At 69.3% G+C, this 20,198-nt stretch carries 21 protein-coding genes and 1 tRNA gene; 10 read left to right on the forward strand and 12 right to left on the reverse strand.

What is annotated here, in order from left to right:
• Nucleotides 1–106: 106 nt before the first annotated feature.
• The 3 genes from ACTHNQ_RS03685 (at nt 107) to ACTHNQ_RS03695 (ending at nt 3,541) form a co-directional block, all read left to right on the forward strand.
• Nucleotides 107–1,573, forward strand: coding sequence for a glutamate synthase subunit beta (locus ACTHNQ_RS03685; RefSeq protein ID WP_018170757.1), 1,467 nt, complete (start codon nt 107–109; stop codon nt 1,571–1,573).
• Nucleotides 1,574–1,619: 46 nt separating this feature from the next.
• Entirely contained in the window at nt 1,620–3,068 is a 1,449-nt protein-coding gene (pyk, locus tag ACTHNQ_RS03690) for a pyruvate kinase (protein WP_440331192.1), read from the forward strand.
• Between the two features lie 83 nt (nt 3,069–3,151).
• The gene (locus tag ACTHNQ_RS03695; protein WP_440331194.1) at nt 3,152–3,541 is read left to right on the forward strand and encodes an SHOCT domain-containing protein; all 390 of its coding nucleotides are present in this window, start codon (nt 3,152–3,154) and stop codon (nt 3,539–3,541) included.
• 75 nt (nt 3,542–3,616) lie between these two features.
• Here ACTHNQ_RS03695 and ACTHNQ_RS03700 read toward each other — a convergent pair whose 3' ends face one another.
• The 4 genes from ACTHNQ_RS03700 to ACTHNQ_RS03715 are packed head-to-tail and all read right to left on the reverse strand — an operon-like array spanning nt 3,617 to nt 5,917.
• Nucleotides 3,617–4,420: an ABC transporter permease gene (locus ACTHNQ_RS03700; RefSeq protein ID WP_440331196.1), complete on the reverse strand. Its 804-nt coding sequence runs from the start codon at nt 4,418–4,420 to the stop codon at nt 3,617–3,619.
• The gene (locus ACTHNQ_RS03705) at nt 4,417–5,196 is read right to left on the reverse strand and encodes an ABC transporter ATP-binding protein (RefSeq protein ID WP_440331198.1); all 780 of its coding nucleotides are present in this window, start codon (nt 5,194–5,196) and stop codon (nt 4,417–4,419) included. The genes ACTHNQ_RS03700 and ACTHNQ_RS03705 overlap by 4 nt, the downstream gene beginning before the upstream one ends.
• Entirely contained in the window at nt 5,193–5,561 is a 369-nt protein-coding gene (locus ACTHNQ_RS03710; RefSeq protein ID WP_440331200.1) for a DUF1048 domain-containing protein, read from the reverse strand. The genes ACTHNQ_RS03705 and ACTHNQ_RS03710 overlap by 4 nt, the downstream gene beginning before the upstream one ends.
• A 2-nt stretch (nt 5,562–5,563) precedes the next feature.
• Nucleotides 5,564–5,917: a PadR family transcriptional regulator gene (locus ACTHNQ_RS03715; RefSeq protein ID WP_018170751.1), complete on the reverse strand. Its 354-nt coding sequence runs from the start codon at nt 5,915–5,917 to the stop codon at nt 5,564–5,566.
• A gap of 157 nt (nt 5,918–6,074) precedes the next feature.
• Between ACTHNQ_RS03715 and ACTHNQ_RS03720 the strand changes: the two genes are divergently transcribed.
• A complete protein-coding gene (locus ACTHNQ_RS03720) occupies nt 6,075–7,622 on the forward strand; it encodes an APC family permease (protein WP_440331201.1) in 1,548 nt (515 codons plus the stop codon).
• Nucleotides 7,623–7,687: 65 nt separating this feature from the next.
• On the opposite strand, the gene ACTHNQ_RS03725 is transcribed toward ACTHNQ_RS03720, so the two are convergent.
• Nucleotides 7,688–7,770: transfer RNA gene (locus ACTHNQ_RS03725), tRNA-Leu, on the reverse strand.
• 50 nt (nt 7,771–7,820) lie between these two features.
• Here ACTHNQ_RS03725 and ACTHNQ_RS03730 point away from each other — a divergent pair.
• The gene (locus tag ACTHNQ_RS03730) at nt 7,821–8,441 is read left to right on the forward strand and encodes an ANTAR domain-containing response regulator (protein WP_018170749.1); all 621 of its coding nucleotides are present in this window, start codon (nt 7,821–7,823) and stop codon (nt 8,439–8,441) included.
• Between the two features lie 46 nt (nt 8,442–8,487).
• Here ACTHNQ_RS03730 and ACTHNQ_RS03735 read toward each other — a convergent pair whose 3' ends face one another.
• Nucleotides 8,488–8,922, reverse strand: coding sequence for a PaaI family thioesterase (locus ACTHNQ_RS03735; RefSeq protein ID WP_440331202.1), 435 nt, complete (start codon nt 8,920–8,922; stop codon nt 8,488–8,490).
• Nucleotides 8,923–9,001: 79 nt separating this feature from the next.
• On the opposite strand from ACTHNQ_RS03735, the gene polA reads away from it, so the two are divergent.
• Together polA and ACTHNQ_RS03745 are read left to right on the forward strand one after the other, a co-directional pair.
• Nucleotides 9,002–11,659: a DNA polymerase I gene (gene polA, locus ACTHNQ_RS03740; RefSeq protein ID WP_440331204.1), complete on the forward strand. Its 2,658-nt coding sequence runs from the start codon at nt 9,002–9,004 to the stop codon at nt 11,657–11,659.
• Between the two features lie 50 nt (nt 11,660–11,709).
• Nucleotides 11,710–13,383 carry a DUF885 domain-containing protein gene (locus ACTHNQ_RS03745; protein WP_440331206.1) on the forward strand — a complete coding sequence of 558 codons (1,674 nt, stop codon included), beginning with the start codon at nt 11,710–11,712 and terminating at the stop codon, nt 13,381–13,383.
• Between the two features lie 10 nt (nt 13,384–13,393).
• On the opposite strand, the gene ACTHNQ_RS03750 is transcribed toward ACTHNQ_RS03745, so the two are convergent.
• Nucleotides 13,394–14,026 carry a phosphoribosyltransferase gene (locus ACTHNQ_RS03750; RefSeq protein ID WP_440331208.1) on the reverse strand — a complete coding sequence of 211 codons (633 nt, stop codon included), beginning with the start codon at nt 14,024–14,026 and terminating at the stop codon, nt 13,394–13,396.
• Nucleotides 14,027–14,090: 64 nt separating this feature from the next.
• Here ACTHNQ_RS03750 and ACTHNQ_RS03755 point away from each other — a divergent pair, with 64 nt between their 5' ends.
• Complete coding sequence (locus ACTHNQ_RS03755) at nt 14,091–14,852, forward strand: SGNH/GDSL hydrolase family protein (protein ID WP_440331210.1); 762 nt, start codon at nt 14,091–14,093, stop codon at nt 14,850–14,852.
• Here ACTHNQ_RS03755 and ACTHNQ_RS03760 read toward each other — a convergent pair.
• Both ACTHNQ_RS03760 and ACTHNQ_RS03765 read right to left on the reverse strand, forming a co-directional pair.
• Nucleotides 14,844–15,329, reverse strand: a complete 486-nt coding sequence (locus ACTHNQ_RS03760; RefSeq protein ID WP_440331211.1) for a DUF2087 domain-containing protein — start codon at nt 15,327–15,329, stop codon at nt 14,844–14,846. The genes ACTHNQ_RS03755 and ACTHNQ_RS03760 overlap by 9 nt on opposite strands.
• Entirely contained in the window at nt 15,322–15,894 is a 573-nt protein-coding gene (locus tag ACTHNQ_RS03765; protein WP_440331213.1) for a dihydrofolate reductase family protein, read from the reverse strand. The genes ACTHNQ_RS03760 and ACTHNQ_RS03765 overlap by 8 nt, the downstream gene beginning before the upstream one ends.
• A gap of 113 nt (nt 15,895–16,007) precedes the next feature.
• On the opposite strand from ACTHNQ_RS03765, the gene ACTHNQ_RS03770 reads away from it, so the two are divergent.
• Both ACTHNQ_RS03770 and ACTHNQ_RS03775 read left to right on the forward strand, forming a co-directional pair.
• The gene (locus ACTHNQ_RS03770) at nt 16,008–16,385 is read left to right on the forward strand and encodes an ArsR/SmtB family transcription factor (protein WP_440331214.1); all 378 of its coding nucleotides are present in this window, start codon (nt 16,008–16,010) and stop codon (nt 16,383–16,385) included.
• Complete coding sequence (locus tag ACTHNQ_RS03775) at nt 16,378–16,821, forward strand: SRPBCC family protein (RefSeq protein WP_440331216.1); 444 nt, start codon at nt 16,378–16,380, stop codon at nt 16,819–16,821. The genes ACTHNQ_RS03770 and ACTHNQ_RS03775 overlap by 8 nt, the downstream gene beginning before the upstream one ends.
• Before the next feature lie 15 nt (nt 16,822–16,836).
• On the opposite strand, the gene ACTHNQ_RS03780 is transcribed toward ACTHNQ_RS03775, so the two are convergent.
• Genes ACTHNQ_RS03780 through ACTHNQ_RS03790 form a run of 3 tightly spaced genes read right to left on the reverse strand, consistent with a single transcriptional unit; the run spans nt 16,837 to nt 19,948 of the window.
• Nucleotides 16,837–17,673, reverse strand: a complete 837-nt coding sequence (locus ACTHNQ_RS03780) for a carbohydrate kinase family protein (protein ID WP_440331218.1) — start codon at nt 17,671–17,673, stop codon at nt 16,837–16,839.
• A complete protein-coding gene (locus tag ACTHNQ_RS03785; protein WP_440331220.1) occupies nt 17,673–18,587 on the reverse strand; it encodes a pseudouridine-5'-phosphate glycosidase in 915 nt (304 codons plus the stop codon). Before ACTHNQ_RS03785 ends, ACTHNQ_RS03780 begins: the two co-directional genes overlap by 1 nt.
• A 20-nt stretch (nt 18,588–18,607) precedes the next feature.
• Nucleotides 18,608–19,948 (reverse strand): MFS transporter, encoded by a 1,341-nt coding sequence (locus ACTHNQ_RS03790; protein WP_440331222.1) that lies wholly within the window; start codon nt 19,946–19,948, stop codon nt 18,608–18,610.
• Nucleotides 19,949–20,198 lie beyond the last annotated feature (250 nt).

Below are 20,198 nucleotides of genomic sequence, written 5' to 3' on the forward strand. Positions count from 1 at the left end.
CTGCCGCGCGACTACGCCGCTGTGCTGCAGACCCGCCAGGAGGCGGTCGCTCAGGGGCTCGACCCCGACGGCGACGTCGTCTGGAACCGCATCCTGGAGGTGACGGGTGGCTGACCCGAAGGGCTTTCTGAAGGTCACCGAGCGCGAGCTGCCTGCACGGCGGCCGGTGCCGGTGCGCATCATGGACTGGAAAGAGGTCTATGAGCCGGGCGACACGGCGGTCCTGCGCCGGCAGGCCGGGCGCTGCATGGACTGCGGCGTGCCGTTCTGCCACAAGGGCTGCCCGCTGGGCAACCTGATCCCCGAGTGGAACGACCTCACGTGGCGCGGCGAGGGTCGCGCTGCCAGCGAGCGTCTGCACGCGACGAACAACTTCCCGGAGTTCACCGGGCGGCTGTGCCCCGCGCCGTGCGAGAGCGCCTGCGTGCTCGGCATCAACCAGCCGGCCGTGACCATCAAGCAGGTCGAGGTCTCGATCGCCGACGAGGCGTTCGCGAACGGGTGGATCGAGCCCGAGCCCCCGGGCCGCCTCACCGGCAAGACCGTCGCCGTCGTCGGCTCCGGCCCCGCAGGACTCGCGGCCGCTCAGCAGCTGACGCGTGCCGGCCACACGGTCGCGGTGTTCGAGCGCGACGACCGCATCGGCGGACTCCTGCGCTACGGCATCCCGGACTTCAAGATGGAGAAGAAGCACCTCGAGGCGCGCCTTCGCCAGATGCAGGACGAGGGCACGCGTTTCCGCGCGGGCGTCGAGATCGGCAAGGACATCACGTGGGCCGACCTGCGCGCCCGGTACGACGCGGTCGTCGTCGCCACCGGCTCGACGGTGCCGCGCGACCTGCCGGTGCCCGGACGCGACCTCGCCGGTGTGCACTTCGCGATGGAGTACCTCGTGGAGTCGAACAAGGCCGTCGCGGGCGACGCGGTCGCCAACCAGATCACCGCGGAGGGCAAGCACGTCGTCGTCATCGGCGGCGGCGACACCGGCGCGGACTGCATCGGCACGGCCCACCGCCACGGCGCCCTGAGCGTCACGAACCTGGCGATCGGCCGCCGCCCCCCGGGTGAGCGCCCCGAGCACCAGCCGTGGCCGATGGACCCGACGCTCTTCGAGGTGTCGTCTGCCCACGAAGAGGGCGGCGAGCGGGCCTACCTGGCGTCGACCGTCGAGTTCCTCAGCAACGAGGCCGGCGAGGTGCGTGCTCTGCGCGTCGCCGAGACCGAGTTCGTCGACGGCCGCCGCGTGCCCAAGAGCGGCACCGAGCGCGAGATCCCCGCGGACCTCGTGCTGATCGCCATGGGATTCACCGGCCCCGAGCAGGCTCTCCTGGAGGAGCAGCTGGGCGCCCGGTTCACCGAGCGGGGCAACGTGCGCCGCGAAGACGACTACCAGACGACCGCCCCGGGCGTGTTCGTGGCCGGCGACGCCGGTCGCGGGCAGTCGCTCATCGTATGGGCGATCGCCGAGGGCCGAGCGGCCGCCGCGAGCGTCGACCGCTTCCTGATGGGTGAGACGCAGCTGCCCGAGCCCGTCCGCCCGACCGATATCGCCATCGGCCTGCAGCCCGCGTAGGCTGGCCGAGGCACTCGCCAATTCACCCAACCCGGAGAAACCACGGATGAGACGCGCCAAGATCGTCGCAACCCTGGGTCCCGCCACTTCGACGTATGAGATGGTCCGCGCGATCATCGACGCCGGTGTGGATGTGGCCCGATTCAACCTGAGCCACGGGGACTACTCGGTCCACGACAACAACTTCGCCAACGTGCGCAAGGCCGCCGACGATGCCGGACGTGCCGTCGCGATCCTCGTCGACCTGCAGGGTCCGAAGATCCGCCTCGGCAAATTCGAGAACGGCCCCCACGAGCTCGCCGTCGGCGACATCTTCAAGATCACGACCGAAGACATCCTCGGCACGAAAGAGATCGTCGGCACGACCTTCAAGGGTCTGCCGAACGACGTCAAGCCCGGCGACTTCCTGCTCATCGACGACGGCAAGGTCCGCGTCGAGGTCGTCGAGACCGACGGCACCGTCGTCACCACCAAGGTGATCGTCGCGGGCCCGGTGTCTAACAACAAGGGCATCAACCTGCCGGGCGTCGCCGTGAACGTCCCCGCGCTGTCCGAGAAGGACGAGGCCGACCTCCGCTGGGGTCTTCGCGCCGGCGCCGACATCATCGCGCTCTCGTTCGTGCGCGACGCGAAGGACGTGCAGCGCGTCCACGTGATCATGGCCGAAGAGGGACGCCACGTCCCCGTCATCGCCAAGATCGAGAAGCCGCAGGCCGTCGACAACCTCGAAGAGATCATCGACGCGTTCGACGGCATCATGGTCGCCCGCGGCGACCTGGGCGTCGAGCTGCCGCTGGAGGCGGTCCCGATCGTGCAGAAGCGGGCGGTCGAGCTCTGCCGCCGCATGGCCAAGCCCGTCATCGTCGCGACCCAGATGCTCGAGTCGATGATCGAGAACCCGGTCCCGACGCGCGCCGAGACGAGCGACGTCGCCAACGCCGTCCTCGACGGCGCCGACGCGGTCATGCTGTCGGGCGAGACCAGCGTGGGCAAGTACCCGGTGACCGTCGTCGAGACGATGGCGCGCATCGTCGATTCGACCGAGGAGCACGGGCTGGACCGCATCCAGCCGCTCACGACGAAGCCGCGCACGCAGGGCGGCGCGATCACCCTGGCAGCGATGGAGGTCGCCGAGTTCGTCGACGCGAAGTACCTCTGCATCTTCACCGAGTCGGGCGACACGGCGCGCCGCATGTCGCGACTGCGTCCGCACATCCCCATGCTCGGGTTCACGCCCGAGCCGGCGATCCGCCGCCGCATGGCGATCACGTGGGGAGTGCAGTCGACGCTCGTCGAGCACGTCGCGCACACCGACCTGATGTTCATCCAGGTCGACGACTACCTGCTGTCGAACGACCTCGCGAAGGTCGGCGACAAGGTCGTCGTGATCTCGGGCTCCCCTCCCGGGATCATCGGCTCCACGAACGACATCCGCATCCACAAGGTGGGCGATGCGGTGCACGGCAAGGCGCCGATCTACCAGACACGCAACTGATCCTCTCCGGATCCCATGAACGGGCCGGCGCGACCACTAAGGTGATCGCGTCGGCCCGTTTCTCATGGAAAGTGGTACCTCGAATGTTCTTCCAGGACCTGTTCTGGTTCCTCCTGTGGAGCTTCTACTTCATCGCCTACCTGTACATCATCATCGTCATCATCACGGACCTGTTCCGCGACGAGAAGCTCAACGGGTGGTTCAAGGCGCTGTGGATCATCGCGCTGGTCTTCGTCCCGTTCCTCACGGGCCTGATCTACGTGATCGCCCGCGGCAAGGGCATGGCCGAGCGTGCGCAGGCCGCGCGCGGGAGTGTCGTCCCCGAGTCCGACGACTACCGTCCGGCTGCGTCGGCGAGTCCCGCCGACGACATCGCGAAGGCGAAGGCGCTGCTGGACGCCGGGACGATCTCGCAGGGCGAGTTCGACGCGCTCAAGAGCAAGGCTCTGGGCAACCAGTACTTCGGCGCATAAGACGAAGAGAAGAGTGGATGCGTGAGTCCAGGCAACCACTCTTCTCTTGGGTGCGCGCAGGGCGCGGGGGAGCGGTCAGCTGATCTTGCGGCGGTAGATCGACATCGCGATCGCATAGGCGACGACCAGGATGCCGACGAGCCAGGCCATCGCGACCCAGATGTCGCTGCCGACCGGGTCGCCCGCGAACAGCGCGCGGATCGAGTTGACGATCGACGTGACCGGCTGGTTCTCGGCGAACCACTGCACCGGACCCGGCATGCTCTCGGTGGGGACGAACGCCGAGCTGATGAACGGCAGGAAGATGAGCGGGTACGAGAACGCGCTCGCACCGTCCACCGTCTTGGCCGAGAGCCCCGCGATCACCGCGAGCCACGTGAGCGCCAGTGTGAACAGCATCAGCAGGCCCGCCACGCCCAGCCACGCCGCGAAGCTCGCGCCGGTGCGGAAGCCCATCAGCAGCGCGACGCCGATCACGATGGCCAGCGACACCGCGACCGACACCATGGACGTGAGCACGTGTGCCCACAGCACGCCCGATCGCGAGATCGGCAGTGACTGGAACCGCTCGAAGATCCCGCCCTGCATGTCGAGGAACAGCCGGTACGCCGTGTAGGCGATGCCGGATGCGATCGTGATGAGCAGGATGCCGGGCAGCATGTAGTCGATGTACGACCCCTGGTCGGCCCCCAGATCGATCGCCCCGCCGAACACGTAGACGAACAGCAGCATGAGCGCGATCGGCGTGACGGCGGTCGTGATGATGGTGTCGGGGCTTCGCAGGATGTGGCGCAGCGACCGCCCGGTCAGGACGGCGGTGTCGCTGAAGAAGCGAGCACCCGAGGCTGTGCGCGGCGCGGCGACGGTTGCAGTGGTCATGACTCCTCCTTGGCGGATTCGGTGTCGACCTCGCCCGTCAGGGCGAAGAAGACGTCTTCCAGGCTCGGCTGCTTCTCGACGTACTCGACCTTCGCCGGCGGGAGCAGGCGCTTGAGCTCGTCGAGCGTGCCGTCGACGATGATCGTGCCCTTGTGGAGGATCGCGATCCGGTCGGCGAGCTGCTCCGCCTCATCGAGGTACTGCGTGGTGAGCAGCACCGTGGTGCCGCCGCGGGCGAGCTTCGTGACGGCATCCCACACCTCCAGGCGTGCCGCGGGGTCCAGCCCCGTGGTCGGCTCGTCGAGGAAGATGACGGCCGGGTCGCCGATGAGGCTCATCGCGATGTCGAGCCGGCGTCGCATGCCGCCGGAGTAGGTGCCGGCCCTGCGTGCTCCGGCCTCGGTGAGAGAGAAGCGGGCGAGAAGGTCGTCCGCGATCGCGCCCGGATTCTTCAGGTGGCGCAGCTGCGCCACGAGGACGAGGTTCTCGCGGCCCGAGAGCACTTCGTCGACCGCGGCGAACTGCCCCGTGAGACTGATGGTCTCGCGCACCCGCTGGGCGTCGGCCGACACGTCGTGCCCGCCGACGGCGGCGGTGCCGGCATCCGCCTTCAGGAGGGTCGACAGGATGCGCACGACCGTGGTCTTGCCGGCGCCGTTGGACCCGAGGAGTGCGAAGATGCTGCCGCGCGCCACCTCGAAGTCCACGCCCTTCAGCACGTGGAGGTCCTTGTACGACTTCTCCAGGCCCTTCACCCGGATGGCTGTCTCGGTCATCGGTGCTCACCTCGTTCCGCGTCGTCGATCGCCTTGTTGAGGCGGTCGCGTTCCTTGTCGATCCACTGCTTGCCGGAGTACGCGGCGGTGAACTCGTCGGCGAACGCCGAGGGGTCGTCGCCGACGATGTCGCGCACGGGCGTCCCGTCGGCTGCGGCGCGCTCCCACAGGTCGGCGAAGTCCGAGAACATCGTGACCATCGTGTCGCCGTCGACGATGCCGCCGGCGACCATGATGTAGCGCTCCAGAGCCTTCGCGGCGCCGCGATACGGCTCGGGAAGCGCCTCGAGGCGAGCCTTCGACTGCTTGTACTGCTTCTTCTGGTCCAGCGAGCCGGTGACGACTTCGTACCACTTGGCGGCCATGATCAGTCCTCTTTCTTGGGGGAGTTGTCTGCGTTCTGGTGGTGGAGCTGTTCGATGCGCTCTGCGAGGAAGCTCCATGTCCTCCAGAACTCCGAGAGCTGCTCGCGGCCCTGCGCGTTCAGCGTGTACACCTTGCGGGGCGGCCCCTTCTCGGACGGGACCTTCTCGACGTCGACCAGGCCGCGCTGCTCGATACGCACCAGGAGGGCGTAGACGGTGCCCTCGGCGATGTCGGAGAACCCCTGGTCGCGCAGCCATGCGGTGATCTCGTACCCGTATGCCGGACGCCCCGAAAGGATCGCCAGAACGATCCCCTCCAGCGTGCCTTTCAGCATCTCGGTCTCTTGCTTGCCCATCTCGGGCACCTCCTCTCGGTCGCTACTCTGTCTTGCTGAGTACCACTACAAAGTATCACTGAGTACCGGTACTTAGCAACACCGAATAGCAACTCTTTTCCTCGACGGGGTGTACTGTCCATCCATCGCCCACCGGGGCGACAGAAAAGGACTCTCGATGACCCGAATCGGCTCACCGGTCGCACCCGACGACCAGAGCACCCCAGAGCGTCACGATCTGCAGGCAGGCGGCGTCAGCGCCGCGGGCTCGATCGTGATGGCCGTCGCCGGCAGCGCACCGGCATATTCCATCGCCGCCACCACCGCGACCCTCGTCGGTGTCGCAGGACTGGGCGCCCCGGCCGCCCTGCTGTGGTGCGGCATCCCGATGCTCGGCATCGCGTGGGCGTTCCTGTACCTCGGACGCGCCGACGTCAATGCCGGGGCGGCGTACTCGTGGGTGGCCCGCGCCCTGCACCCGGCGCTCGGCTTCCTCTCGGGGTGGGCGCTGGTGATCTCGGCGACGATCTTCATGGTGGCCGGAGCCCTGCCCGCCGGCGCCATGACGGTGTCGCTGTTCGACCCCTCGCAGGCCGACAACGTCCCGCTCATCACGAGCGTCGGCGCCGTGTGGTTCGTGATCATGGCCGCCTGCGTCTACTTCGGCGTGCACGTGACGGCCCGCGCGCAGTGGATCATGTCGGTGATCGAGGTCGCGATCCTGGTGCTCTTCGCCGGCCTCGCGCTGTTCCGCGCCGCCACCACCGAGCACGACGGGCCGGACTTCTCGTGGGAGTGGCTGGGCTTCACCCACCTGGCGGGTCCCGGTGTCTTCGTCGCGGCCGCGCTCATCGCCGCGTTCTACTACTGGGGCTGGGACGTCTCGTCGAACCTCAACGAAGAGACGAAGGACGGCCACAAGTCCGCGGGGTCGGCCGGTCTCATCGGCGTCGGCATCGTCTTCGTGCTGTTCGAGGTCTTCACCATCGCGACGCTCATCATGCTGTCGCAGGAGCAGATCGAGGCGAACAGCGCCAACATCCTCTCGGTCCTGGGTGACATCATCTGGCCCGGCATCGGCGGCAAGATCCTCATCGTCGCCGTGGCCCTGTCGACCATCGCGACACTGGAGACGACCCTGATCCAGGTGACCCGCACGCTGTTCGCCATGGGCCGCGACCACACCCTGCCGAAGGTGTTCGGGCGCGTGCACCCCCGCTGGAAGACGCCGACGTTCGCGACCCTCGTGATCCTGGGCGTCTCGCTCGTGCTGTTCGTCGGTTCGAACTTCCTCGGGAGCGTCGCCGACATCATGAGCAACGCGATCTCGTCCATCGGCCTGCAGATCGCGTTCTACTACACGCTGGCCGGCGTAGCGGTCGTGGTGGCCTACCGCCGCGTGCTGTTCCAGTCGGTGGGCAAGTTCCTGCTCATCGGGCTCTGGCCTGCGGCGGGCGCGGTGTTCATGGCGTGGGCCTTCATCGTGTCGATCCCGCAAAACGACCCGATCGTCAACTGGCTGGGCATCGGGCTCATCGTGCTCGGTGTCGTGCCGCTCGCGCTGTTCTACCGCAAGGCGAAGGTCTACTACTCGCGGCGGCCGCTCGAACTGCCTCCCGAGCTCGACAAGAAGGCGCCGGCCGACGTCGACCTGCGCTCGCCCGAGCAGGTCGAGACGCTGCCCGACCCGAACACGTCGGTGATCACGACCGTGGACGAGAAGTAGCGCTCGCAGAACAGAAGAAGAGTGGATGCCTCGGGCCGAGGCATCCACTCTTCTCTTCGTTCGGGTGCCGGTGGTGGGAGTCGAACCCACACGCCCTCTCGGGCAACCGAGTTTGAGTCGGTCGCGTCTGCCATTCCGCCACACCGGCCCGCGCGGGCCTCCGCGCGTCCGCGAACGACCATACCGTAGGATTGGCGGGTGACTGAGCAGGAGCAGACCGCCGCTACGACGGCGTCCACCCCCCGTCGTGTCGTCGTCGCAGAGGATGAGTCGCTCATCCGTCTCGACATCGTGGAGATCCTCCGCGACAACGGATTCGACGTCGTCGGCGAAGCGGGGGACGGTGAGACCGCCGTGGCACTGGCCACCGAGCTGCGCCCCGACCTCGTGATCATGGACGTGAAGATGCCGCAGCTCGACGGCATCTCCGCCGCCGAGAAGCTCAGCAAGAACCACATCGCGCCCGTCGTGCTGCTGACCGCCTTCAGCCAGAAGGAGCTCGTCGAGCGCGCGAGCGAGGCCGGCGCCCTGGCCTATGTGGTGAAGCCGTTCACGCCGAACGACCTGCTGCCCGCGATCGAGATCGCGCTGGCCCGCTACGAGCAGATCATCACGCTCGAGGCCGAGGTCGCCGACATGGTCGAGCGCTTCGAGACCCGCAAGCTCGTCGACCGGGCGAAGGGCCTTCTCAACGAGAAGATGGGCCTCTCCGAGCCCGAGGCGTTCCGCTGGATCCAGAAGGCGTCGATGGACCGCCGCCTCACGATGCAGGACGTCGCGAAGGCGATCATCGAGCAGCTCGCGCCCAAGAAGGGCTGACCGACTTCTCAGGAGTGGATGCCGCGGCCCGCGGCATCCACTCTTCTCATTCCTGCGGCGGCAGATCCTTGATGTGGTTCGTGATGCGCACGGTCGAGCAGCGGCGTCCCTGATCGTCGGTGACGACGATCTCGTGGACCGTGAGGCTGCGGCCGAGGTGCAGCGGCGTGCAGACGCCGGTCACGTAGCCGGCGGTCGCCGACCGCGTATGGGTCGCGTTGATGTCGACGCCGACGGCGAGCCGGCCGGGACCCGCGTGGTAGTTCGCGTGCATGGAGCCGAGCGATTCGCCCAGCACCACATACGCTCCGCCGTGGAAGAGGCCGACCGGCTGCGTGTTGCCCTCGACCGGCATGCGTGCGACGGCGCGCTCCGGCGTGAATTCGAGCCACTCGAACCCCATCTTGGCGGCGAGGGCGCCGATGCCGCGGCCCGTCGCCCACTCGATTCCGTCGACGGCCGCGGGGGAGTGATCGGGCATTGCGCACCTTCGGTCGGGCCGCACGGGCGGGGTCCGGCGGCGGAGTTCGGGTGTCGTCGCCCCTGGCTAGGCTGGCAGGGTGACGGACTCCGCAAAGCCTACCCTCCTGGTCGTCGACGGCCATTCGCTGGCATACCGAGCGTTCTACGCGCTCCCGGTCGACAACTTCTCGACCAAGGACGGGCAGCACACGAACGGCATCTACGGCTTCCTGGCGATGCTGATCAACCTGCTGAAGGCCGAGAAGCCGACCCATCTCGCCATCGCTTTCGACACGTCGCGCCAGTCCTTCCGCACGCGCGAGTACGCCGAGTACAAGGCCAACCGCTCCGAGACGCCCAGCGAGTTCAAGGGGCAGATCCCGCTCCTGCAGGACTGCCTCGCCGCCATGAGCATCCGCGTGCTGCAGCAAGAAGACATCGAGGCCGACGACATCCTCGCCACGCTGGCGACGCAGGCGGCCGAGCAGGGCTTCAACGTGCTGGTGTGCTCCGGCGACCGCGACACGATCCAGCTCGTGAACGACGACATCACGCTGCTCTACCCGAACGTCCAGGGCGTCTCTCAGCTCAAGCGTTACGACCGCCAGGCCGTCATCGACCGCTACGGCGTGCCGCCCGAGCAGTACCCCGACATCGCCGCTCTCGTCGGCGAGACCAGCGACAACCTGCCCGGCGTGCCGAAGGTCGGCGAGAAGACCGCCGTCAAGTGGCTGAACCAGTTCGGCTCGCTCGACGCGCTCCTCGACGGCGCCTCGACCATCAAGGGGGTCGTGGGCGGCAACCTCGTCGCGCACACCGAGGACGTGCGTCGCAATCGACGCCTCAACCGCCTGCTGCGCGACGTCGAGCTGCCTTATGGGCCGGCGGACCTCGAAGTCCAGCCGATGGACGCGCAGGCTGTGCGCGACATCTTCTCCCGCCTGGAGTTCAAGACGCTGATCCCGCGCGTGGCGGAGCTCGCGGGCATCGAGCAGCAGATGGCCGCGGTGAACTCCGCCGCCGCCGAGCTGGCGCCCGTCGCGGCGCAGGTGTCGGGTCCTGACCTTGCGGCGTGGCTCGACAAGGCGAACGGGCAGGTCGGCGTGACACTCACCGTCGAGCGCGGGCTGCCCGCGCGCATCGGCGTCGCGACGAAGGACGCGGCGGCAGAGGCGACGTGGACCCCCGAGGTCGAGGCATCCCTCGCGCCGTGGCTCGCGTCCGATGCACCCAAGCTGTTCGCCGACGCCAAGCCGCAGGTGAAGGCGCTGCGCCGCGCCGGCCTGCGCCTGGGCGGGCTGGAGATGGATGTCGTGCTGGCGGGCTGGCTGCTGCGCCCGAGCTTCCCCGACAAGACGCTCGCCGATCTGGTCGATCGGTACCTCGACGAGAAGCTTCCGGAGGCGGACCCGTCGCAGCTCGTTCCCGAGACGGAGGGCGCCACCCCCGGACAGCTGTCGTGGTACACCCTGCGGGTCGCCCACGCGGTGGCCGCAGAGCTTCCGCCGAGTGTGGCCGCCGTGCTCTCCGACATCGAGCTGCCGACGCTGCACACTCTGGCCGACATGGAGCTCGCCGGCGTGGCGGTGTCGCACGAGATCCTGTCGACCTTCTCGGGCGAACTCGGCGCGCGGGCCGACGCGCTCGCACAGGAGGCGTACGCGGCGATCGGCCGCGAGGTCAACCTGGGGTCTCCCAAGCAGCTGCAGGAGGTGCTGTTCGACGAGCTCCAGCTGCCGAAGACCCGCAAGACCAAGACCGGCTACTCGACCGACGCCGCCGTGCTGGCAGATCTGCAGGAGACGAACCCGCACCCGTTCCTCGACCTGCTGCTGCAGCACCGCGAGGCGACCAAGTTGCGCCAGATCATCGAGTCGCTCGACAGCTCGATCGGCAACGACCGCGCGATCGGCGACGACGGCCGCATCCACACCACCTACGTGCAGACGGGCAGCCAGACAGGACGCCTCTCTAGCACCGACCCCAATCTGCAGAACATCCCGATCCGCACGGAGGAGAGCCGCCGCATCCGCTCCGCGTTCACGGTAGGCGAGGGCTACGAGACCCTGCTGACGGCCGACTACTCGCAGATCGAGATGCGGATCATGGCGCACCTGTCCGAGGATCCGGGACTCATCGAGGCGTTCAACTCGGGGGAAGACACGCACCGGTTCGTGGGCTCGCGCGTGTTCGGCGTCGCCCCCGAAGACGTCACCCCGGCGATGCGCACCAAGGTCAAGGCGATGTCGTACGGCCTCGTGTACGGCCTGTCGGCGTTCGGGCTGTCGAAGCAGCTGCGGATCGAGCAGTCCGAGGCCAAACAGCTCATGATGGAGTACTTCGCCCGCTTCGGCGCGGTGCGCGACTACCTGCGCTCCTCGGTGGAACAGGCCCGCATCGATGGCTACACCGAGACGATCTTCGGCCGCCGTCGCCCGTTCCCCGACCTCGCGAGCCCCAACCGGGTGCTGCGAGAGAACGCGGAGCGTGCGGCCCTCAACGCCCCGATCCAGGGCAGCGCGGCCGACATCATGAAGATCGCGCTGTTCCACATCCACGACGATTTCGCTGCCGCCGAGCTGCGCTCCCGCGTGCTGCTGCAGATCCACGACGAACTCGTCGTCGAGGTCGCACCGGGGGAGTGGGATGCCGCCGAGCGCATCGTGCGCGAGCGCATGGGCGGCGCCGCGAAGCTCTCGGTTCCCCTGGACGTGCAGATCGGGCGCGGCAGCGACTGGAACGAGGCCGGACACTGAGTCGGCCACGACACTGAATCCCACCCGCGACAACACCTAGGCTCAGAGTCATGACAGACGAAACCCGCACACCCACGCAGATCGACAAGATCGCTGATGCGTGGGTCGACACACTTGCCGAGCTGGAGCCGACGCTGGCGACCTACATCGGTCGCAGCGAGCACAACGGCCGGTTCGGCGACTACAGCCCCGCCGGGCAGGAACGCCTCGCCGAGGAGGGCCGCAAGGCTCTGGCCTCGCTGCAGGCGGCCACGCCCGTCGACCTGGTCGACGAGGTGACGAAGGACGACCTCTCGCGTGAGATCCAGCTGGGTCTGGACCTCGACGAGGCGAAGTGGCATCTGCGTGACATCAACGTGATCGCGTCGCACGCCCAGAACATCCGCTCGGCCTTCGACCTGATGCCCACCGCCACCACGGACGACTGGTCGGTGATCGCCACGCGCCTTGCGGCCGTGCCGGGCGCGATCGACGGATATGTCCAGACGCTCCGCGAGGGCATCGCGCAGGGCGTCGTGCCCGCCCGCCGCCAGGTTGTCGAGGTCGTGACGCAGATCGCGCGCTACACCGCCGACGGCGGTTTCTTCGCCAGCTTCGCGGCCGAGGCGGCGCCGGAAGAAGGACAGCTCCCCGCATCCCTCGCCCGCGATCTCGCGGACAACGCCAACGCCGCCCGCGTCGCCTACGACGAGCTCGCATCGTTCCTGTCGGGCGAACTGGCTCCCGCCGCGTCCGAGAAGGACGCCGTGGGCCGCGAGCTGTACGCGCTGCACTCCCGCCGCTTCCTCGGTGCGACGATCGACCTCGACGAGACCTACGAATGGGGCGTCGAGGAGCTCGCGCGCATGGTCGCCGAGCAGGAGTCGATCGCGAACGAGATCAAGCCCGGCGCCTCGGTCGAAGAGGCCGTCGCGTTCCTCGAGCAGGATGCCTCGCGCAAGCTGTACGGCACGGACGCGCTGCAGAAGTGGATGCAGGAGACGAGCGATCGGGCGATCGAAGAGCTGGGCAAGACCCACTTCGACATCGCCGCGCCGATCCGCAAGCTCGAGTGCATGATCGCGCCCACCAAGGAGGGCGGGATCTACTACACGGGTCCGACGGACGACTTCTCTCGCCCCGGACGCATGTGGTGGTCGGTGCCCGAGGGTGTCGAGGACTTCGACACGTGGCGCGAGCTGACCACGGTCTACCACGAGGGCGTTCCGGGGCACCACCTGCAGATCGCGCAGGCCGTGTACAACCGTGCCGAGCTGAACACGTACCGCCGCCTGCTGGGCGGCACGTCGGGTCACGCCGAAGGGTGGGCGCTCTACGCGGAGCGCCTCATGGAGCAGCTGGGCTACCTCTCCGACCCGGCCGACCGTCTCGGCATGCTCGACGGACAGCGCATGCGCGCCGCGCGCGTCGTGCTCGACATCGGCGTGCACCTCGAGAAGCCGCGTCTGGACGGACAGGGCACGTGGGATGCGGATTACGCGCTCGCGTTCATGCTCCGCAACGTCAACATGCCGGAAGAGTTCGTGAAGTTCGAGGTGAACCGCTACCTCGGCTGGCCCGGGCAGGCACCGTCGTACAAGGTCGGACAGCGCATCTGGGAGCAGCTGCGCGACGAGGTGGCCGAGCGCGAGGGCGACGCGTTCTCGATCAAGCAGTTCCACAAGCGCGCGCTCGACATCGGCGGTGTCGGCCTCGACACGCTGCGCTTCGCGCTGTCGCGCTGACGCGGACCCGTCAACCGAGGAGGTCGTGGTGCTGCAGCAGCGCCACGACCTCCTCGTCGCTCGTCTGGGTGAAGGCGTCGTAGTACTGCCCGACAGCCCAGAAGTCGGCTTCGCGATGCGGGCACACGTACTCGTCCACCGTGTCGGTGGGCGGCTGCCAATCCTCGGGAGCGACGGGGACGGCGAGCACGACCCGCGACGGCTCCTGCGCCCGCAGCGCACGGCAGGCGGCGAGAGCGCTCGCGCCGGTCGCGACCCCGTCGTCGACCACGATGGCCGTGCGGCCCCGCAGGTCCGCGTGCCTCGTCCCGTATGTCTCGGCGCGGCGGAGCAGCTCGCTGCGCTCGGCGGCCTCGACGCGTTGCACATCCGCCGGCGACATCCCCGCCCAGCGGACGGCGTCGGACGTCACGATCCGCACCCCGTCGGCGATCGCCCCGACCGCGAACTCCTCGTGGCCGACGGCGCCGAGCTTGCGCACGATGACCGCATCGAGCGGCAGCCCGAGTTCGCGGGCGACGGCGGCAGCGACGACCACACCGCCGCGGGCGATGCCGATGACGACGGCATCCGATCCGCGCCAGGGCTCGAGGTCTGTGGCGAGCGCGCGCCCTGCGGCCCGCCGATCGGCGAACAGGGCCATGTGTTCACGCTACGCCGGTTCGGCTGCGGCCGCGGCGGCCCGGGACGCGCCGTAGGCTGGGGGCGTGGCATCCGTTCGATACGTCGCGATCGGCGACTCCTTCACCGAGGGCGTGGGCGACGAGCTCCCTGACGGACACGTGCGCGGCTGGGCGGATCTCGTCGCGCAGGGCTGGGCGGACGCCCTCGGCGAGCCCGTCGAGTATGCGAACCTCGCGATCCGCGGCAAGCTCGTCTGGCCCATCGTCGAGCAGCAGCTCGAGCCCGCGCTCGCACTGAAGCCGACGCATCTCTCGTTCAACGGCGGCGGCAATGACATGCTGCGTCCCCGCACGAGCGTCAACGGCGTGGTCGAGGCGTTCGAGACTGTGCTGCGCCGCTGCGATGAGGAGGGCGTGCAGCTCATCGTGCTGTCGGGGGCGAACCCGACTGGCCAGCTGCCGATGCGGCGGCTCATCCAGCGCAGGGGGGACCTGCTGTCGCACGCCGTGGAAGCGCATCTCGCATCGCGACCCGACGTCGTGCGGGCGTACAACTGGTTCGACACCGAACTGGCGTCGCCGCCGTTCTGGTCCGAGGACCGGCTGCACATGAACTCCCGCGGTCACCACCGCGTCGCGGCCCGCGTGCTCGACGCGCTCGGCCTCGACCCGCATCCCGAATGGTGGTCGTTGCCGCCCCTGCCGCCGGCTGGAGCCCGCGGAGCCGCGTATTACCGCGAGCACGTGGGTCCCTGGGTACGTCGCCGCCTCACCGGCACATCGTCGGGCGACGGTCGCGAGCCCAAGTTCGGCGGCGGCTGGAGCCCGGTCGCGCCGTCAGTCTGACGCCGCCGGACGGGCGTACTCGGAACCCGATCGCGTCCGCTCCAGCATCCCGGCATCGACGAGGTACCGGCGGAGCACGGCCGCATCGCCCGTGAAGGCGGCGAGTCGCTCGTTCGTCTGCCGCTCGCTGAGCACCTCACCGACGTCGAAGGCCTTCTCTGCCACCCACCGCAGGAGCTCGTCTCGTTCCCCGCGCTGTGCGGGGTAGCGGTCTATGCGCCCGTCGGCATCGAGGAACCTGGCCGGGCCCGACCGCTTCGCCGGCGGGTTCTCCGACAGGATGCCGCGCACCGCCGTCTCGTCGAACTCGAGGCCGCCCGACTCCGTCTCGTGCACGAGGCCGAGCTCGAGGAGCCGTTCGACCGCGCGGCGACGACGGGCGTCCGACAGGGTGGACCCGCTCATCGCCTCGGCCAGCACGGCACGCAGGTCGGGGTTGAGCAGCGCCGCGACCACGCCCCGCCACCGCTCACTCATCGGCGGCGGCCGTCACGCGGTAGGTCAGCTCGGCGAAGGCGCCGGCCCGCCGCACCGCCGTCAGTTCGAGGCGGTCGGCGCCGAGCACCCGGGGGAGCAGCGGCTTGCCCGATGCGAGCGTCGCGGGCGCGACCGACACCCGGATCTCGTCGAGCAGGCCGGCGTCGGCGAACTGACCGGCGAGATCGCCGCCGCCGACAACCCACACGTCTTTCTCCCCAGCGGCGTCGCGGATCTGCGGCCAAGCGTCGCGCACGTCCCCGGTGGCGAATCGGATGTCCACGCCGGGCACGACGGGCTGTTCGCGACTGCTGAAGACCCAGGTGGGCCGATCGCCGTAGTAGGCCGGCCACTTCTCCGGATGGGCGACGAGGTCCTCCTGCTCGAGAACCCAGCGATAGGTGGACGACCCCTGGACGAGCACCCCGATGCCCGCGAGGAAGGCCTGGAAGTCGGCATTCCCTCCTTCTCCGCCCGGTACGGCGAACAGCCAGTCGAGCGAGTCGTGGTCGTCGGCGAGGAAGCCGTTGAGCGTGGTTGCGGTGTAGAAGATCACGCGAGCCATGGCGTCACCGTATCGCGGTGCTCCGACACCTCGTCTCCAGCCGGAGTTGACACGTACTCAACCAATCGGTACAGTACCAATCAGTTGAATACACGAGACACCGGAGGTGAGACATGATCGACACCCTGAGCCGCACCTTCGCGGCGCTGGCAGATCCGACGCGGCGCGCCATCCTCGCCCGCCTGAGCCAGGGCGAGGCCACGGTGGGCGAGCTCGCGGAGCCGTTCGACATGACCTTCGCCGCGGTGTCGAAGCATCTGCGCGTGCTGCAGGAGGCGGGTCTCGTGACGCGCGGCCGCAGCGCCCAGTACCGGCCCGCGCAGCTCGACGCACGACCCTTGGCCGCCGCATCCGCCTGGATCGGCGACTACGCGAAGTTCTGGGACGACAGCTTCACCGCTCTCGACCAGTACATCAACGCCCTGCAGCAGCTCGGCGCCCCCTCTCAGCAAGACCACGGCACGACCGACAAGGAGAACGACAATGACTGAGTACTTCACCGTGACCCGCACGCTCCGTGCACCCCGCGAGCTGGTGTTCGAGACGCTCGTCAAGCCCGAGCACTTCGCCGTGTGGTTCGGGACCGCGGCCGTCGATGTGCCGCAGGAGACCCTGACGATGGATGTGCGCCCGGGCGGTCAGTTCCGCGCCGTGATGCACCTGCCCGACGGCAACCGCATCAACTGGGCCGGCGAGTACAAGGCGGTCGAGCCGCCGACGCACCTCGCGATGACCCTCACCGACCAGCCGGGCGACGACGCCGGGCTGCCGGTGCTGTTCGACCTCGAAGAGAGCGCCGACGGCACCGTCCTGACCATCCGCCAGGACCGCTCGGACTTCTCGGACGAGCAGGTGGCTGCCACGATCGCCGGCTACAACTCGTTCATCGACGACATCGAGCGCGTGCTGGAGCGTCTGCAGGCCTGAGCGCCGCAGCGATCGTCACAGAGCGCCCGGACGTCGCAGTGCACTCATCGCGAGCGCGCCGCCCGCCCGGGCGCTCTCGTGCGGGTTGGCGCCGGCCAGCGCCGCCGTGATGTATCCGGCGGCGAACGCGTCGCCGGCCCCCGTCGAGTCGAGCACGTCGTCGACCCGTTCCACGGGCACCTCGGACGCCGCGCCGCCCGCCGTGATGCGCACGGGCTCGGGCCCCCTCTTCACGACGTACACGCCGGGGACCGACAGGCCGAGCTCGGCAGCCGTCCTCGCCTCGTCCGCGTTGGCGAACACGACATCGGGACGAACCTCGTCCAGGATCTGCTGCAGCAGCGTCCGGCCGAGCTCGCGCATCGTCGCCACGCTCGACAGGTCGATGATCACCCGAGCACCATCGGACGCGGCCCGGGCCGCGGCATCCGTCACCGCCGTCCGCGAGGGCGCGACGGCGAAACCGTACATCGGCAGGTGCACCCACCGTGCGCCGTCCAGCCAGGCCGGGTCGATCGCCTCGAGCTCGGCCGCGGCCCCGCGATCGGTGATCATGGTGCGTTCGCCGACCGCGTCGACGAGCACGACGATCGATCCGGTGCGTCCCGCCCGCTGGACCTGCACCTCCACTCCTGCCGCCTCCAGTTCGCCGACGAGCGCGCGGGCGAGCGTGTCGTCGCCGACGCGTCCGATGAAGCGGACCGGATGCCGCGACGCGGCCGCGACCGCCACGTTGGCGGCGCTGCCGCCACGGGTCAGGCGGATCTCCGCGGGGTTGTCGGTGCCGCGCTGCAGTGCGGCCCCTCCGAGCACGATGAGGTCGGCGACGAGGTCGCCGATGACGATGAGCATCAGGAGGCGTCCGCGAGCGCGATCGCGATGCGGGCGCCGAGATCGACGTTGCCGCGATACACCTCGACGTTCACGTCGAGGCTGCGCCCGGCGGTCTCGCGCTGGAAGAAGTCGAGCAGAAAAGGTGTGGTGTCGTGGCCGCTGACGCCCTGAGCCTCCGCCGCGGCGAGGGCCCGCCGCAGCACGCTGTCGTGCTCCGCCGGATCGAGCTGCCGCTCGGCGGGGAGCGGATTGGCCACGAGCAGCGTCGAGGCGATGCCCAGCCCGTCGCGCGTGCGGGCGATCGCCGCGATCTCATCGGGGGAGTCCACGGAGTACTCGATGTCGTGTCCCGAGTCGGCGACGTAGAAGCCGGGGTAGTCGGTCGTGCGGTAGCCGACGACCGCGAGGCCCAGCGTCTCCAGCCGCTCCAGCGTGAGCGGAATGTCGAGGATCGACTTGACGCCGGCGCTCACCACGACCAGGGGGAGCCCCGCCAAGGCAGGCAGATCGGCGGATTCGTCGAACGTCTGCGCGGCGCCGCGGTGGACTCCGCCGAGGCCGCCGGTCGAGAAGACGCCCACACCGGCCCGCGCCGCGAGGTACGCGGTCGCCGCCACCGTGGTGCCGGCGCTCAGCCTTTTGACGGCGGCGACGGGCACATCGCGCACGCTCGCCTTCACGACGCCGTCGGTGGTCCCCAAACGCTCGATCTCGTCCGGAGTGAGGCCGACGGTGGGGCGCCCGTCGACGAGGCCGATCGTCGCAGGCACCACGCCGAGCGCACGCACCCGCGCCTCTGCTTCGAGCGCGACGTCGAGATTGCGCGGCCTCGGCAGCCCGTGGGTGAAGATCGTGGACTCCAGCGCGAGGACGGGTTCGCCCGCGGCCACGGCGGACCGCACCTCGGGTGCGACGACGAGAGGACCGGTCATGCTCTGCATCCTGCCGGGGATCAGCCGCGGCGTCGGCGCGGCGCGCGCGGCGGATCCATGCCGAGCCGGATGCGGGTGCGCTTTCGCTCGACGACGATGAAGGTCGCACCGAGCGCCCACAGCGGCAGCTGCGTGAGGAACGCGATGCGGAACGCGTCGAGGCGGTACGTGGCGGGCGTGCCGGCGCCCTGCAGATCGAGGGCGAGGCCGATCAGCAGGATCGCGATGAGGGCCGCCAAGAAGCCGCCGGCGTTCGTCACGCCGGTCGCGGTGCTGAGCCGATGGGACGGATTGTGGGTGCGCGCGTGGTCGAAGGCGATCATGGATGCCGGACCCCCGGTCGCGAGAGCCACCGCGAGGGCGAGCAGCAGCCACAGCGGCGCCGGCCCGGGGTGGGCGATGACGGCGAGCCAGGCGATCGCCTGCACGGCGACCGTGGGAAGCACGAGGGCGCGGGAGCGCAGGTGCGGGATCCGGCGCGACAGCTCGCCCATGATCGGTCCCAGCGCCATGCCGACGACGACGTACAGCGACATGATCGACGCGGCCTCGGCGGTGGTGCGACCCTCGCCGGCCGTGAGGAACGGCATGCCCCACAGCAGCACGAAGGCGGTGCCGGCGAACGGCGTGGTGAAGTGCGACCAGAACGCCAGACGCGTGCCGGGGTGCGCCCACGCGGCGCGGATGCCGGCGCCGGTGTCGACCGCCGAGGTCACGACGCGGATGGCGCCCGTGTCGGTGTCGACCGACACGTCCTCGTCGCGGTCGGGCGGGTGGTTGCGGATGAGCAGGAACACCAGCACGGCGAACAGCACGCCGAGGCCCGCGATGCTGCCGAACGTGATCGACCAGCTGGTGGCGTGCAGCAGCGCGGCGAGCGGCACGAGGGCGACGAGCTGGCCTGTCTGCCCGACGATGCCGGTGAGCTGCACCATGATCGGACCCCGCTGCGCAGGGAACCACGTCGCGATCAGCCGCAGCACGCCGGGGAAGACCGCCGCGTCGCCGGCACCGAGCAGCATGCGGGCGAGGATCGCCACTCCCACGCTGGGCGAGACCGCCATCGTCAGCTGCCCGACGGCCATGAGCAGCATCCCGATCGTCATGATGGGGCGTGCGCCATAACGGTCCAGGAGCACGCCGACCGGGATCTGCATGCCGCCGTACACGGCGAGCTGCACGACCGCGAACATCGACAGCGTCGCGGCGTCCGCGTCGAAGCGGGCGGCGGCATCCACACCGACGGCGCTGAGCGAAGACCGGTTCGTGATCGCCAGCACGTAGGCCGCCACGCCGACCGTCCAGATCACCCAGGCGCGTACCCCCGGCCCCGCAGACGCGGGGCGGGACAGGCTGGACACGCTTCCAGCGTAGTCATCGCGCACCGGGCGACCGGCATCCGCTTTGTCAAGCCCCTCCCACGACGACAGGGCGTCCGCCAGCGTTGACTCGGGACGAACCCGTCCTGGATCAGGGGGAGTGGCACCCGCACACCCCGGAAAGGAGCTCCGCATGAGTATCGGTGCTGGAATCGTGCTGTTCGCGATCGGAGCCATCGTGGCTTTCGCTCTGAACGTGCAGGTCGACTGGGTCAACCTCGACATGCTCGGC

The sequence above is a fragment of the Microbacterium sp. genome, assembly GCF_051953575.1.
Taxonomy (GTDB): Bacteria; Actinomycetota; Actinomycetes; order Actinomycetales; family Microbacteriaceae; genus Microbacterium.